This is a genomic window from Achromobacter sp. HZ01 (assembly GCF_003267925.1).
In the GTDB taxonomy this organism is placed as follows: domain Bacteria; phylum Pseudomonadota; class Gammaproteobacteria; order Burkholderiales; family Burkholderiaceae_B; genus Achromobacter; species Achromobacter pulmonis_A.
The window spans coordinates 365,909-378,596 of record NZ_LWKV01000001.1 but is presented as its reverse complement, the minus strand read 5'-3'; the positions used below and the strand labels follow the sequence as shown (position 1 = coordinate 378,596).

Annotated in this window: 16 protein-coding genes; 3 read left to right on the top strand and 13 right to left on the bottom strand. The window is 68.5% G+C overall.

Translation table 11 applies throughout. The features are described from left to right. Nucleotides 1-2: 2 nt before the first annotated feature. The 10 genes from A6B37_RS01770 to A6B37_RS01725 form a co-directional block, all read right to left on the bottom strand. Nucleotides 3-422, bottom strand: coding sequence for a cupin domain-containing protein (locus A6B37_RS01770; RefSeq protein WP_111824741.1), 420 nt, complete (start codon nucleotides 420-422; stop codon nucleotides 3-5). Nucleotides 423-457: 35 nt separating this feature from the next. Then, nucleotides 458-2,527 carry a TonB-dependent siderophore receptor gene (locus A6B37_RS01765; protein WP_246842412.1) on the bottom strand — a complete coding sequence of 690 codons (2,070 nt, stop codon included), beginning with the start codon at nucleotides 2,525-2,527 and terminating at the stop codon, nucleotides 458-460. Between the two features lie 152 nt (nucleotides 2,528-2,679). Further along, nucleotides 2,680-3,543: an AraC family transcriptional regulator gene (locus A6B37_RS01760; RefSeq protein ID WP_246842348.1), complete on the bottom strand. Its 864-nt coding sequence runs from the start codon at nucleotides 3,541-3,543 to the stop codon at nucleotides 2,680-2,682. A gap of 110 nt (nucleotides 3,544-3,653) precedes the next feature. Beyond that, nucleotides 3,654-3,986 (bottom strand): hypothetical protein, encoded by a 333-nt coding sequence (locus tag A6B37_RS01755; RefSeq protein ID WP_102772257.1) that lies wholly within the window; start codon nucleotides 3,984-3,986, stop codon nucleotides 3,654-3,656. A gap of 140 nt (nucleotides 3,987-4,126) precedes the next feature. After that, a complete protein-coding gene (locus A6B37_RS01750) occupies nucleotides 4,127-4,363 on the bottom strand; it encodes a DUF3820 family protein (protein ID WP_102772258.1) in 237 nt (78 codons plus the stop codon). A gap of 6 nt (nucleotides 4,364-4,369) precedes the next feature. After that, a complete protein-coding gene (locus A6B37_RS01745) occupies nucleotides 4,370-4,921 on the bottom strand; it encodes a cysteine hydrolase family protein (protein WP_111824739.1) in 552 nt (183 codons plus the stop codon). Next, nucleotides 4,918-5,502 (bottom strand): GNAT family N-acetyltransferase, encoded by a 585-nt coding sequence (locus A6B37_RS01740; RefSeq protein ID WP_111824738.1) that lies wholly within the window; start codon nucleotides 5,500-5,502, stop codon nucleotides 4,918-4,920. The genes A6B37_RS01745 and A6B37_RS01740 overlap by 4 nt, the downstream gene beginning before the upstream one ends. After that, nucleotides 5,483-6,412, bottom strand: a complete 930-nt coding sequence (locus A6B37_RS01735) for a sigma-70 family RNA polymerase sigma factor (RefSeq protein ID WP_111824737.1) — start codon at nucleotides 6,410-6,412, stop codon at nucleotides 5,483-5,485. Before A6B37_RS01735 ends, A6B37_RS01740 begins: the two co-directional genes overlap by 20 nt. A gap of 12 nt (nucleotides 6,413-6,424) precedes the next feature. Then, nucleotides 6,425-6,871 carry a carboxymuconolactone decarboxylase family protein gene (locus tag A6B37_RS01730; RefSeq protein WP_111824736.1) on the bottom strand — a complete coding sequence of 149 codons (447 nt, stop codon included), beginning with the start codon at nucleotides 6,869-6,871 and terminating at the stop codon, nucleotides 6,425-6,427. 111 nt (nucleotides 6,872-6,982) lie between these two features. Next, complete coding sequence (locus A6B37_RS01725) at nucleotides 6,983-7,456, bottom strand: OsmC family protein (RefSeq protein ID WP_111824735.1); 474 nt, start codon at nucleotides 7,454-7,456, stop codon at nucleotides 6,983-6,985. Nucleotides 7,457-7,621: 165 nt separating this feature from the next. On the opposite strand from A6B37_RS01725, the gene A6B37_RS01720 reads away from it, so the two are divergent. Then, entirely contained in the window at nucleotides 7,622-8,047 is a 426-nt protein-coding gene (locus A6B37_RS01720; protein WP_111824734.1) for a copper resistance protein NlpE, read from the top strand. 84 nt (nucleotides 8,048-8,131) lie between these two features. Beyond that, entirely contained in the window at nucleotides 8,132-8,881 is a 750-nt protein-coding gene (locus A6B37_RS01715) for an ABC transporter substrate-binding protein (RefSeq protein ID WP_111824733.1), read from the top strand. A 40-nt stretch (nucleotides 8,882-8,921) separates the two neighbouring features. On the opposite strand, the gene A6B37_RS01710 is transcribed toward A6B37_RS01715, so the two are convergent. After that, the gene (locus tag A6B37_RS01710; protein ID WP_111824732.1) at nucleotides 8,922-9,251 is read right to left on the bottom strand and encodes a zinc ribbon domain-containing protein; all 330 of its coding nucleotides are present in this window, start codon (nucleotides 9,249-9,251) and stop codon (nucleotides 8,922-8,924) included. A gap of 9 nt (nucleotides 9,252-9,260) precedes the next feature. Continuing rightward, the gene (gene fmdA, locus A6B37_RS01705) at nucleotides 9,261-10,490 is read right to left on the bottom strand and encodes a formamidase (RefSeq protein WP_102772265.1); all 1,230 of its coding nucleotides are present in this window, start codon (nucleotides 10,488-10,490) and stop codon (nucleotides 9,261-9,263) included. Nucleotides 10,491-10,705: 215 nt separating this feature from the next. On the opposite strand from fmdA, the gene A6B37_RS01700 reads away from it, so the two are divergent. After that, complete coding sequence (locus tag A6B37_RS01700) at nucleotides 10,706-11,068, top strand: hypothetical protein (protein ID WP_102772266.1); 363 nt, start codon at nucleotides 10,706-10,708, stop codon at nucleotides 11,066-11,068. Between the two features lie 27 nt (nucleotides 11,069-11,095). Here the strand turns inward: A6B37_RS01700 and A6B37_RS01695 are convergent, their stop codons facing one another. Next, entirely contained in the window at nucleotides 11,096-12,580 is a 1,485-nt protein-coding gene (locus A6B37_RS01695) for an aminotransferase class V-fold PLP-dependent enzyme (RefSeq protein WP_111824731.1), read from the bottom strand. Nucleotides 12,581-12,688 lie beyond the last annotated feature (108 nt).

The window sequence follows — 12,688 nt, the reverse complement described above, 5'->3', positions numbered from 1 at the left end:
CTTCAGATCTTTCCTTGCGACAGGTCCGCCGCGCGGCGGTGTTCGCTGCCCCGGCCGGGCGTGACGAACAGGATTTTTCCCGGACAGGCGATGTGCAGCCGGTGCCATACGCCGCGCGGCACCACCGTGCAGCGCCGGGTGTCGAGTAGCACGTCGGTTTCGGCGCCGTCTTCCGCGGCCAGCGTCAACACCACGCGGCCTTCCAGCACGCACAGCATTTCGTCGCCGCCTGGATGGCGTTCCCACACGTCGCCGTGCACGTCGGCGTCGTCGGCCACGGCCTTGACGCCGACCAGCCAGTCTTCGCCGTCCGCCAGCCGGCGGCGCGCGCCGATCTCGCGCAGCGCGCCGTCGCCGCCCAGCGCCATGAAGTGATCGAGCCAGTCGAAGACCGGCGGTGCGAAATCGGTTTCTGTCTTCATCGTGATGTCTCTCTGCAAAGCGGGCGGGATGGGAATCAATACTGGGCGCGCAGCGTCAGCATGACGTTGCGCGGTTCGCCATAGCGGTTGTTCCAGGCCGTGCCCGACAGGCTCTGGTAGTAGCGGCGGTCGAACAGGTTGTTGACGTTCAGCGCGGCGGTCAGGTGCTTGTCCAGCCGGTACGCCATGCGCAGGTCTACCAGCGTGTAGCCGCCCTGGCGCAGCGTGACCGGGCCGGACACCGTCGAAAAGCCCGACTGCATCTGCACGCCGCCGCCCACGCTCAGCCGGCGTTCCATGACCGGCAGCGCATAGTTGGTCCACAGCCGGAAAATGTGCTTGGGCGTGAAGCTGGCGTACGGCTGTCCGTTGGAGACGGAGTCGGAGACGTACTTGCTGGTGTTGAAGGTGTAGCCCGCGGCCACCGTCCAGTGCGGCGCGACCTGGCCGCTGGCCTCGGCCTCGAAGCCGCGGCTGCGGACCTCCCCGCCCGAGATGTAATAGCAGTTGTTGCCCACGCAGGGCCAGTCGGGGTCCTGCTGCGCGCGGTTCTTCTGCCGGATCTGGAACACGGCCAGCGACACGTTCAGGGCGCCGTCGGCCAGCGCGCCCTTCACGCCGGCTTCGTAGTTGGTGCCGGTGACCGGGTCCAGCGGCTTGCCGTCGCGCGTCAGCTGGCTTTGCGGCTGGAACACCTGCGCATAGCTGCCGTAGAGCGACCATTGCGAGTCCAGGTCGACGATCAGCCCGCCATAGGGCGTGAACTCGGGATCGATCCGCTGGCGCGCGGACGGCGCGCTCTGGTTCCACCAGCTCATGCGCCCGCCCAGCACCAGGGTCAGCGGATCGGCCAGCGAAAACCGGCCCATCGCATAAATGCCCTGCTGCTTCAGGCGCGTTTCGCCGGGCGAGGCGTACGGCCCCACGCCGGGTTCGGGCACGCCGCGCGGGTCCCAGTCGAACACGTCGACCGGCACGTTCAGCGCCGGGATCAGCATGCCCGTGTACTGCTCGGACGTGGTGCGCTGCGCATTGCCGCCCAGCAGCAGTTCGTGGGGCCGCCCGAACCACTGCACCGGCCCGCTCACGTAGGCGTCGATGCTGGCCTGCGTGTTGTCGAATTTGTAGGCGCCGCCCATCAGCCGCGAACCCAGGCCGGTTTCGCGGTCGATCGCGCCATAGGCGCCGGCGTACTTCAGATTGCTGTCGGCCGTCAGGTAGTTGGCGCTGATCTTGGCCGTCCAGCCCTGGCCGAAACCATGCTCCAGGTCGGCGAACACCCGGGTCGTATTCCAGTTGAAGCGGTCCCATGCCGCATCCAGATAGGTCGAGCGCGGCAGCCCGATATCGCCGCCGTCCTTGTAGCGCGGCACGCCCGCCATATTGGTGGTGGACCGGATGCGCTGATGCTGCAGGCCCGCCGACAGCACCGTGCGCGGACCCAGGTCCACCTCGCCTATGCCGTAGAACAGCGCAGACTGCTGATCGGCGACGTCGTAGAAATAGCCACGGTCCTCGTACGCGCCCACGATGCGCCCGCGCACGCTGCCGCTGTCGTTCAAGGGGCCGCCCAGGTCGGCTTCGGCGCGGTAGCGGTCCCAGCTGCCCGCGCTGGCCGTGCCGCTGAATTCGAACGCCCGCTGCGGCCGCTTGCGCACCAGGTTCACGGTGGCCGCCGGATTGCCGGCCCCGTGCAGCAGGCCGTTGGCTCCGCGCAGGATCTCGACGCGCTCGTACACCGCCATGTCCTGCGGCGCGGCCGCCATATTGCCCATCAGCACCGGCACGCCGCCCTGCTCGAAAGAATCGACCTTGAAGCCGCGCGAGTAATACGCCGTGGTCAGCAGTTGATAAGGCTGCACCGTGATGCCGGTGGCGTGCTGCATGACCTCGTCCAGGCTTTGCAGGTTCTGCTCCTGCATGCGCTCCAGCCCGATCACCGTGACCGATTGCGGGATCTCGCGCAGCGCCAGCGGCAGCTTGCCCAGCGTCGCCGCGTCCGGCGCGACGCCTTCGCCGCTGACCGTCACCGCCGGCAGCGCCTGCGCATCCTGCGCCTGCGCCGGCCCGGCCGCCAGCGCCAGCCACAATGGCCACTGCCACACCCGCGCCGTCCTGCCGCCCGCCCCCGCCTTCGATGCCTTGCGCACTGCCGTTCCTTTTGAGTTGCTATTGAGAACCATTCGCAACGAATTCTAGGGAGAACGGCGAGCGCCCGCTGGCGATCGCGGAAGTCTTGCTGGCGATTGCGGAAGTTTCAGCCGCGCGCCGCCACGCTGCTGGGCAGCACGCCGTAGCGGCGCAGGAAGGCCTTGGTGAAATGCGAGTCGGTATAGCCGCAGGCATAGGCGGCCTCGGACACCGAGAGCGCGCCGGCCGCCAGCAGCGCATGCGCCTGCTGCATGCGGCATTCGCGCACATAGGCGTAGACGCTCATGCCGAACAGCTTGCGAAAACCCGTGGTGAGCTTGTTGACGTTGATGCCGGCCTGGCGCGCCAGTTCCGGCAGCGAAGGCGGGTCCTGCAGGTTCGCCGCCGCCAGGTCGCGCGCATGATGCAGGCGCTCGACGTCGCCGCGCGCCAGGCCGTGGCCCGGCCTCTCGTGCAACGCGCCGAACGCCAGCGCCGCCAGTTCCAGCGCCTTGCCCGACAGGTACATGCGCTTGAGGGCCCCCTGCACCGGGCAGGCCAGCATCTGGTTGCCCAGCGCCTGGACCGCCGGCGCCACGCGCAGGTTGGCGTCGGCATAAGGCTGGCCGCCGGGCGCGCGCAGCCGCGCCGCCAGTTCGGCGGGCTCCATCGAAAACGCTTCCTGCAACTGCGAAAGGCCCGTGCGCAAGGACACGAAACGCAGCGCCTTGTGCGCGCCGAATTCGTGCTCCATCCCCATCTCGTCCTGGCACAGGCTCAGGTGCAGCAGCGGCCCGCTCACGCGCGTGGCCGGCGCGCCGCGCACGCTATAGCGCAGCTCGCCGTCGAGCACCAGCACCAGCTTCAGCCCCGGCTCCAGGCGTTCATGCACGCGCGCCTCGCGGCCGAAACGCAGCGTGCCGCCGGCCAGCGACATCGCCGGCATGGCGGCCGTAACGGTCCAATCGGGTTCGGGATGGATAAGGGTCACGGTAAAGGCCCCGCGCCGGGGCCGTCTCAGTTGATGAGATTGAATATTATTACCATCAACCCATATCGGAAAGCCGGACCGCCGCCCTCGGCGGCCCGGCGGGCCTTGCGCTACTGCTGCTGGCGGCGCTGCTCCAGCTCTTTCAGGCATTGCGCCACGCCGGCCTGCATCTGCGAGTTCGACACCGCGGCGCGGTCCGACACCTCGCGGCAGCGCTCGTACTCGGCGCGGCTTGCCGGCGTATCGCTGACCGCCGCCGGCGTCGAGCCGGCTCCGGGCGTGACCGTCACCCGCAGCGTCGAAGGCGGCGAGAGGCTGCCGTCCTTGGAGCGCACGCTGGGGTACTGGTACTCCTGCGTGACCGGCGCGGCGTTCTGCGCCTGCGCCACGCCGGCCGCGCACAGGGCGGCGAGCAGGAACGCGGAAATTCGGAGTTTTTTCATGGCTACCTCATCTACGATGAACTGGCGCGCGGCGCACGGGCATTGCGATCCGCCGCGCCGCACTATCGTATCCTCGCGCGGCGCGCCGGGACGCTACACCGGACGCCGGAGTTGTTTCTTGTCGTTTCGCGCCCGACGGCTCAGGACCTGCCCGCCGGCTTGCCCGCAGACTGGCGCAGCGGCGCCAGCAGCGACGACAGGCCGTTGTGGTCCAGTTCGTGCATCAAGGCCAGCAACCGGCCCAGCTCGCCGGGCGGAAAGCCCTTGCGCGCGAACCACGCCAGGTACGGCCCCGGCAGGTCGGCGATCAGCCGGCCCTGGTACTTGCCGAAAGGCATGGTCCGGGTGACCAGCAGGGAGAGGAGTTCGGGGTCCATGGGCAGTCAGCGTGCGGATGCGGTGTCGAAAGTGATCTGGGCCGTGGCAACGGCGGCGATCTTGACGCCAAAGCTTGAAATGGACGACAGGGTTGCGTTGTGATGCGCGCGGATCTGCGCTCCCGCCGCATGCGGCTTATCGTGCGTGGTGTGGGCGTCGGCCGCCAGCGTAACCGGATAGCCCAGCGCCGCCGCCCGGCGCACCGTCGTGTCCACGCAAAACTCGCTGGCGTAACCGCACACCACCAGTTCCTTGACGCCGGCCCGGGACAAAGCGTCGGCCAGCCCGGTGCGCAGGAAGGAATCGGGGGTGGTCTTGCATATCCGGATATCGCCCGGCGCCGGCTCCAGCCGCTCGTCCAGCTCCCAACCCGGCAAGCCGTGCACCATGGCCCCGCCGGCGCTTTCATGCTGCACATAGACCACCGGAGCGCCCGCCGCGCGGGCGCGCCCGGCCAGTTTGTTTATGCGGCCAATTATGGTCGCGGCCTCGGCGGGCGCGGGAGAGGTTTCGAACAACGCGCGTTGCACGTCTATCACGATCAAAGCGGACGTCATGTTTTCCTTGGGCTTGCCGCAGCGCGCTCTTGCTGCGGACAGGTACGAGCATACATCCAGAAATCGCGGGGTTCGCCACGCACCTGCCTGTAATGGCGCAGCAGCCCTTCCCGCTCGAAGCCGCAGCGCTCCAGCACGCCGACCGACGCCTGATTGGTGTCCAGCACCGTGGCCTGGATGCGGGCGAAGCCGAGCTGCTGCAACGCCCAGGCGGTCACGCTGGCGCAGGCTCGCGTGGCGATGCCGCGCCGCCAATACTGCGGCGCGATGTCATAGGCAATTTCCGCGCGCCGCGCAGGGATGGAGATTTCGTTCAAGCCGATGGTGCCCGCCAGCCCGTCGTCCGATGCCACGATCGCCAGGCGCATGCAGTGCGACTCCATCGGTCTGGCGTAGGCGTGGATCAGCCGGACCAGGTCTGCCGGCCCGTCCAGCTGCCAACTGGTGTGGCGCGTCACCACGTTTTCGCGGAGATAGGCATACCACGCGCCGGCGTCGTCCACGCGCAGGGGACGCAGCTGCAGACCGGCCACGCCAAGGTCGGGCAGGTCCTGCGGATCGTCAACGAGGTTCGGCATCATCCCTGGGAGCGCTCGGCGGCGGCGCCAGGGCCGCGACATGGCGCAGCTTATCAGGGTTGCGCACGATGTAGATGGCCGTGATCCTGCCGTCGCGCACCTCCAGCGTGGTGGAGCGCGGCAGGCCGTCGATTTCGGTCGCCAGCACGCCCGGCATGCCGTTCAACCGGGTCACCACCGCGTCCAGGAATTGGCCGCCGCGCTTGGACGACAGGCCGGCGAAGAAACGCGCGATCCGGTCGCTGCCCAGGATGGGCTTGAACACGGCCAGCTTCTTGCCGCCGCCGTCGGCGTGCAGCACCGCGTCCTGCGCCAGCAGCCCGCGCAGCGCGTCCACGTCGCCGGCGCGGCAGGCCTGCCAGAAGGCGGCGGCGATGCGCTCGCCGTCTTGCTCGGTCACTGCGTACCGCGGCCGCGCCTCGCGCACGCGGCTGCGCGCACGCGCGGCCAGCTGCCGGCACGCGGCCTCGTTGCGGTCCAGCGTGAGCGCAATCTCGGAAAACGGCATGTCGAACACGTCATGCAGCAGGAACGCGGCGCGCTCCAGCGCGGACAGGCGTTCCAGCGCCAGCATCAGCGCCACGGACAGGTCGTGCGCGATCTCGCCCGCCCCCGGCGCCTGGTAGCTGGCGGCATCGGGCAAGGGTTCCGGCAGCCAGGGGCCCACGTATTCCTCGCGCCGCGCGCGCGCCGACTTCAGGTGGTCCAGGCACAGCCGCGTGACGGTGCGCGACAGAAAGGCGCGCGGCGTCGCGACCTGGCTGCGGTCGACGTCGCGCCAGCGCAGCCAGGCGTCCTGCACCATGTCCTCGGCCTCCGCCCACGAGCCCAGCATCCGGTAGGCCAGGCCCTGCAGGTAGCGGCGATGGGGCTCGAAGTCGGCGACGGCATCGGCCGCGGCGGAAGTGTCCATGGCGCCCGGACCTCAGCCCTTGGGATGCTGCGAGCGAAACCCGACGGCGATGCGGTTCCAGCTGTTGATCATATTGATGGCCACCGTCAGGTTCACCTGTTCTTCCGCGCTGAAATGCCGGGCCATGGCTTCGTAGTCGGCATCCGGCGCATGAGTTTCGGACAGCCTGGTCAAGGCTTCGGTCCAGGCCAGCGCGGCGCGTTCGCGTTCGCTGTAGAGCGACGATTCGCGCCAGGCGTCCAGCAGGTACAGGCGCATTTCGGTTTCGCCCTGCTTGCGCGCGTCGCTGGCGTGCATGTGCAGGCAATAGGCGCAGCCGTTGATCTGGGAAGCCCTCATCTTCACCAGCTCCAGCAGGCTGTGTTCCAGGCCGCAGCCCTCCACGAAATCGTTCAGGGCGACCATGGCCTTCATGGCCTGGGGTGCGGCGGTATAAGCATTGAGTCGGGCGGTGGCCATGGATAGCTCTCCGGCAGGTTCGCGCCGCGGGATGCGGCGCCGTCATCCATAAGACGAGGCAGCTCGGGGCGACGTGACATCGCCGACGGAAAAAATTGTAAGACCGGGGGGTCAGGCTGCGTGGACGATGCGGGGCTCGCAGCGCACCGGGAACTTCACCGAATTGGCGATGAAGCAGAAATGGTGTGCGCGATCGTGCAGTTCCGCGGCCAGCGCCGCATCGTCGCCGGCGCGGATGGTCACCTCGGGACGCAGCGTGACGCTGGCGAACGCCCCGCCGCGCTCGCGGTCCTCCACCATCACGCCCTCGGCCTCGTCGCGGTAGGCCAGCACGGTCACGCCTTCGACGGCGCAGAAATGCAGATACCAGAGCTTGTGACAGGCCGACAGCGAGGCCACCAGCATGTCCTCGGGATTCCAGCGCGCCGGATCGCCGCGGAACGCCGGATCGGACGAGCCCGGCACGTCGGGCTTGCCTTCGGCCCGGATCAGGTGATCGCGGGAATACGCGGTGTAGCTGGACGTGCCGGCGCCGGTATTGCCGGTCCAGTCCACGGTGACGCGGTAGCGGTGTTCGCCATTCATAGGGGTCGTCCTGTCGGCTGATTCGCGGGTCCGCCGCCGGGCGCGCCGGCGGCAAGGACATCAAGCGTAGCGCATGGGCGCGCGCCCACGCGTCCTTACATCCGGTTTCAGCACCGGCAGGTTACTGTCCTTATCGTGAACGCCTTTTCCACACAGGAGCTCGCCATGATGAAACTCACCCTGACCTGCGCCCTGACGCTTGCCCTTTTGGCCGGTTGCGCGCCTTCCCAGCCCCAGTCCGGGCGCGGCGCGCCCCCAGACGGCCATACGGCCCGCAACTCCCTGGACTGGGCCGGCAGTTACGAAGGCACGCTGCCTTGCGCCGACTGCCCCGGCATCCGCACCCGGCTGATCCTGAGCCAGGACAACCGCTACGAAAGACAGACCCAGTACCTGGACCGCCAGCCGCAGCCCGAGGTCGTGACCGGCAGTTTCAGCTGGGAGTCCGACGGCAGCACCATCCGGCTCGACGCCGCCGGCGACAGCCAGCGCTACTTCGTGGGCGAAAACCAGGTGACCATGCTGTACCGCGACGGTACGCGCCCCACCGGTCCGCTGGCCCCGCACTACGTCCTGCGCCGCGCGCAATAAGCCCTCGCGCCGCATGCGCGCTTGCGGCTATGCTTGCCGCAACCCCGCGCCCGCGGCGCGCCCTCCTCTTCGCCCAAGGAAATCATGAAGACCGATCACGAGCTGCTCTCCGCCTTCGCGCCGACCGGCGTGCTGCGCGCCTCCATCAACCTGGGCAACCCCATCCTGGCCCACGCCGATCCGGCCACCGGCGAGCCCGGCGGCGTCTCGGTGGACCTGGCGACCGAGCTGGCCCGGCGCCTGCAGGTCGGGCTGGAGCTGGTGGTGTTCAAGTCCGCCGGCGAATCCGTCAACGCGGTGGCGGCCGACCAGGCGGACGTGGGCTTTTTCGCCATCGACCCGCTGCGCGGCGAGCAGATCGCCTTCACCGCCCCGTACGTGGTCATCGAGGGCGCCTACCTGGTGCGGCAGGACTCCCCCATCGCCGCCATGGACCAGGTCGACCGCAAGGGCCAGCGCGTCGTGGTCGGCAAGGGCAGCGCCTATGACCTCTACCTGACGCGCGAACTCAAGCAGGCGGAGATCTTCCGCGCGCCGACCTCGCCCGCCGTGGTCGACACCTTCCTGAGCGAGAACATGGAAGTCGCCGCCGGCGTCAGGCAACAGCTCCAGGCCGACGCCCAGCGCCTGGGCGGGCTGCGCCTGCTCGACGGCCATTTCATGCTGATCCGCCAGGCCATGGGCGTGCCCAAGCGCCGCGGCGAGCGGGCCAGCGCCTACCTGGGCGCCTTCGTCGAAGCGATGAAGAAATCGGGATTCGTGGCCGAGGCGCTGGCGCGCCACGGCATCCAGGGCGCGGCCGTGGCGCCGCTGGAAGCGGCTTCGGACGCGTAAAAAAAAGCGCGCCGGCAATCGCCGGCGCGCTCTATGCCCTTCAGTGGCTGATCATCCAGGGCCTGGCGCCCGCGAAGGACTTGGCCCCGTCCGGCGTCGTGCGCGTTTTGCCCGCCTTGCCGCCGCCGCAGCATCCGCAGTTCATGCCGTGGCCGGACCGCGAGCTGCGCGGTTCGTGCGCGCTGCGCTCATTGGCCGCGCGCGCCCGGTTCACCGCCGAGGACAGCGCGGAAATCGCAGGCGCCCCGCCCACGATGCGGCCTGAAGGCGTTCCGCATTGCGGGCACGCGGCAGGTTCCCGCCACCGCGCCAGGGGCACGAGCGCGGCGAATTCGCCGCAGCGGCCGCAGGCATAGTCGTACATGGGCATGTCGGTCTCCTAGCGGTCGCGCGAAAGCGGCATGTCCACGCCGCCCTGGATATGCTTGACGGGCCCGCTGGCCGAGGGCTGGATGTCGAAATCGAAGATTTCCGTCGGCAGCCAAAGCGTGGCGCAGGAGTTGGGAATGTCGACCACCCCGCTGATATGCCCCTGCACCGGCGCGCAGCCCAGCAGCGAATAGGCCTGGGCGCCGGAATAGCCGAACTTCTTCAGGTACTCGATGGCGTTCAGGCAGGCCTGGCGATAGGCCACGTTCACGTCCAGGTAATGCTGCTTGCCGGACTCGTCCACCGAAATGCCCTCGAAGATCAGGAAGTCCTTGTAGGCCGGCGCGATCGGGCTGGGCTTGAAGATCGGGTTCCTGATCGCGTACTTGTCCATGCCGCCCTTGATCAGCGACACGCGCATATGCACCCAGCCGGCCATCTCGATGGCGCCGCAGAACGTGATCTCGCCGTCGCCCTGCGAGAAATGCAGGTCGCCGACCGACAGCCCGCCGCCCTTGACGTAGACCGGGAAGAACACGCGGGCCCCGCGCGACAGGTCCTTGATGTCGCAGTTGCCGCCGTGCTCGCGCGGCGGCACGGTGCGCGCGCCCTCGGCCGCCGCGCGGTCGCGGTCCGCCCCTTGCAGCGCGCCCATGTGCGCCGTCTTGGGCGCGGGCGGATTGGCCAGCGGCGGCACCCGCTTGGGATTGGTGTCGATCAGCGCCTGCTCGCGCCGGTTCCAGGTATCCAGCAGCTTCTTGTCCGGCAGGCAGCCGATCAGCCCGGGATGGATCAGGCCCGCGAAACTCACGCCGGGGATATGCCGCGACGACGTGAACATGCCGTGGAAATCCCAGATGGACTTCTGCGCGTGCGGGAAATGCTCGGTCAGGAAGCCGCCGCCGTTGTTGCGGCTGAAGAAACCGTTGAACCCCCACATGCTCTCGGGCTTGGCGCCGATGTCCAGCAGGTCCACCACCAGCAGGTCCCCGGGCTCGGCGCCTTCCACCCCGACCGGGCCGGACAGGAAATGCACCGTGGTCAGGTCCACGTCGCGGACGTCGTCGGCGCTGTCGTCGTTCTTGATCGCGCCGCCGGTCCAGTCATAGGTTTCCAGTATGAAATCATCCCCGGGCCTGACCCACACCGCCATCGGAATATCCGGATGCCAGCGATTATGGATCTGCGCGTTTTCGTAGGGGGATTGAGCCAGGTCGACTCTGATGAGGGTATCGGTCATTCTCTTTCATCTCCAGCGTAATGTGTTGATAAAACAGAACTTTCTATAACCAGCCGTCCGGTGACCGCGCGCGGTTCGGCAATCACGGGCCGCTGATATGACGACGAAGGTAGGCGAGTTTCGGACGTGCGTAAACTGGTTTTCCAGCCAGTACATGGACGGCGCGCAACAGTTATGATGCAACCCGTTTCCCTCCCCCCACCAAGGTTTCACGCATGGCCGCACTGCCCCGCCGACTTTTCGCTTTCCTGTTGATCTGCGCCGCCAGCGCCGGCGCGCACGCGGCCGGGGATTGCGTTGCCGAAGTCGAAGCCGAGAGCGCCCGCATCGCGCGCGCCCAGGACGTGCAGCGCACGCACGAGGCGGCCAACGACCTGCAGCTGGACCACAAGCTGTGCCAGGGCCGGCTGGATTTGCTGGACGCCCGCTTCGCGCTGGCCGACCAGTTCGAGGCCTGTCGGCGCGACGGCGTGGCGTTTCCGCAGAAACTGGCGCGCGACATGGGCGAGGCCGCCGACGAGCTGCCGGACCTGAAGGCGAAGTGGATCAGGACCTGCGGTCCCTACATGAAGCCCTGAGTTGACGCCCTGAACGGCCCGCGCCGCTCAGGCGGCCTGCTGTTCGGCGCTTTGCGGGTAGAAGATGGCGCGGCTGGGATCGAAGCCGTAGCGGTGCTCGAACTCGGTGGCGTCGGCGGCCAGCGCCAGCACCGAGTCCAGGATGAAATCGGCCTTTTCGTCGGACAGCAGCACGCTGAAGTTCAGCCTGACGAAGCCGGGCTTTTCGATTTCCCGGCCTTCGAGGATGGCCTGGCGCATCTGGGCGGATTCGTCCTCGCCGATCTGCAGCAGCCGGTGCACGTAAGGGCCGGCGCAGGCGCAGCCGCCGCGGGCCTGGATGCCGTAGCGGTCGCTCAGCATGCGGGTCACGAGCTGCTGGTGGACGAAGCCGCCGCGGCCGTTGCGCACGCGGAAGGAAAAGATCGGCAGGCGCTGCGCGGTGAGCGAGCCCAGCAGTTCGAGCCGCGGCGCGTCGCCCCAGCGGGCCAGCGCGCGCCGCACGTAGTGGGCGTTGCGCTCGCGCATGAAATCGGCGCCCAGCGCCTCCTTGACCAGCAGCGCCAGCGCCGCGCGGATGTCGCCGACGACGTTGGGCGTGCCGGCCTCTTCGCGCGATTCCAGGCTGCCGCTGTAGTCGTGGCCGGCCGGCGATACGAATTTGACGGTGCCGCCGCCGGGCCAGGTGGGTTTGGTGTCGAGCACCGCGTCGCGGCGCACGATCAGCACGCCCGAGGCGCCCGGGCCGCCGATGAATTTGTGCGGCGAGAACACGATGGCGTCGATGCAGGCGTCGGCCGCGGGCGACATGCGCACCGGCAGATAAGGCGCGCCGCCGGCATAGTCCCACAGCATCCTCGCGCCGGCGCGCTTGACGCGCCGCGTGATGCCTTCCACGTCGGCGACGATGCCGGTCACGTTGGAGGCCGCAGACAGCGCGCAGATCACCAGCGCGTCATCCGCGCCGGCCAGCGCCGCGTCCAGCTGGACCAGGTCGGGGCCGCCCGCGGCGTCCTCGGCCAGCTCGACCAGCTCGGCCCCGCACTCGCGCCAGGGCAGGATGTTGGAATGGTGTTCGTAGGGGCCGATGATGACCCGGACCTTGCGGCCGGCCGCCAGCGCCGCCGGCACGCCGAACAGATGCACCAGCCGGTTGATGCCGGCCGTTGCGCCCGAGCCCGCGAAGATCACCGCGTGTTCGTCGCCCGCGCCGCAGCAGCGGGCGATCGCCGCGCGCGCCTCGCGGCGCAGGCGGGTGATGTAGCCGCCGCAATAAGAGGCTTCGGTGTGCGAGTTGGCGTAATACGGCAGCACCTGTTCCAGCACGAAGCGCTCGACCTGCATCAACGCCCGGCCCGAGGCGACGTAATCCGCGTAGACCATGGGCTTGGCGCCGTAGGGGCCGTCGACGACCGCGTCCTTGCCAATCAGCCCGTCGGCCAGCGCCGCAACCACGTCGTCCGCGCGGAGACTGGCTTCGAACTGCTGCAAAGGCCGCTGCGCGGCGGAACTGGCTTGGGCGGGGGCGTTCATGGCGATGAGAATTCCGGTACGTTTCGAAATATCATACGATGGATGCAACGGTGAAACATCACCTATTTTTTGCCAAAAATCACCTAAAACGGGTCATTTGATCTAAAT

Excerpts from the sequence above, each read along its gene's own strand:
- A6B37_RS01750 (WP_102772258.1), bottom strand. The coding sequence starts at position 4,363 with ATGGACCCCGAACTCCTCTCCCTGCTGGTCACCCGGACCATGCCTTTC.
- A6B37_RS01695 (WP_111824731.1), bottom strand. The coding sequence starts at position 12,580 with ATGAACGCCCCCGCCCAAGCCAGTTCCGCCGCGCAGCGGCCTTTGCAG.
- fmdA (WP_102772265.1), bottom strand. The coding sequence starts at position 10,490 with ATGACCGATACCCTCATCAGAGTCGACCTGGCTCAATCCCCCTACGAA.
- A6B37_RS01755 (WP_102772257.1), bottom strand. The coding sequence starts at position 3,986 with ATGAAAAAACTCCGAATTTCCGCGTTCCTGCTCGCCGCCCTGTGCGCG.
- A6B37_RS01725 (WP_111824735.1), bottom strand. The coding sequence starts at position 7,456 with ATGAATGGCGAACACCGCTACCGCGTCACCGTGGACTGGACCGGCAAT.
- A6B37_RS01720 (WP_111824734.1), top strand. The coding sequence starts at position 7,622 with ATGATGAAACTCACCCTGACCTGCGCCCTGACGCTTGCCCTTTTGGCC.
- A6B37_RS01710 (WP_111824732.1), bottom strand. The coding sequence starts at position 9,251 with ATGCCCATGTACGACTATGCCTGCGGCCGCTGCGGCGAATTCGCCGCG.
- A6B37_RS01770 (WP_111824741.1), bottom strand. The coding sequence starts at position 422 with ATGAAGACAGAAACCGATTTCGCACCGCCGGTCTTCGACTGGCTCGAT.
- A6B37_RS01700 (WP_102772266.1), top strand. The coding sequence starts at position 10,706 with ATGGCCGCACTGCCCCGCCGACTTTTCGCTTTCCTGTTGATCTGCGCC.
- A6B37_RS01735 (WP_111824737.1), bottom strand. The coding sequence starts at position 6,412 with ATGGACACTTCCGCCGCGGCCGATGCCGTCGCCGACTTCGAGCCCCAT.
- A6B37_RS01730 (WP_111824736.1), bottom strand. The coding sequence starts at position 6,871 with ATGGCCACCGCCCGACTCAATGCTTATACCGCCGCACCCCAGGCCATG.
- A6B37_RS01745 (WP_111824739.1), bottom strand. The coding sequence starts at position 4,921 with ATGACGTCCGCTTTGATCGTGATAGACGTGCAACGCGCGTTGTTCGAA.
- A6B37_RS01740 (WP_111824738.1), bottom strand. The coding sequence starts at position 5,502 with ATGATGCCGAACCTCGTTGACGATCCGCAGGACCTGCCCGACCTTGGC.
- A6B37_RS01715 (WP_111824733.1), top strand. The coding sequence starts at position 8,132 with ATGAAGACCGATCACGAGCTGCTCTCCGCCTTCGCGCCGACCGGCGTG.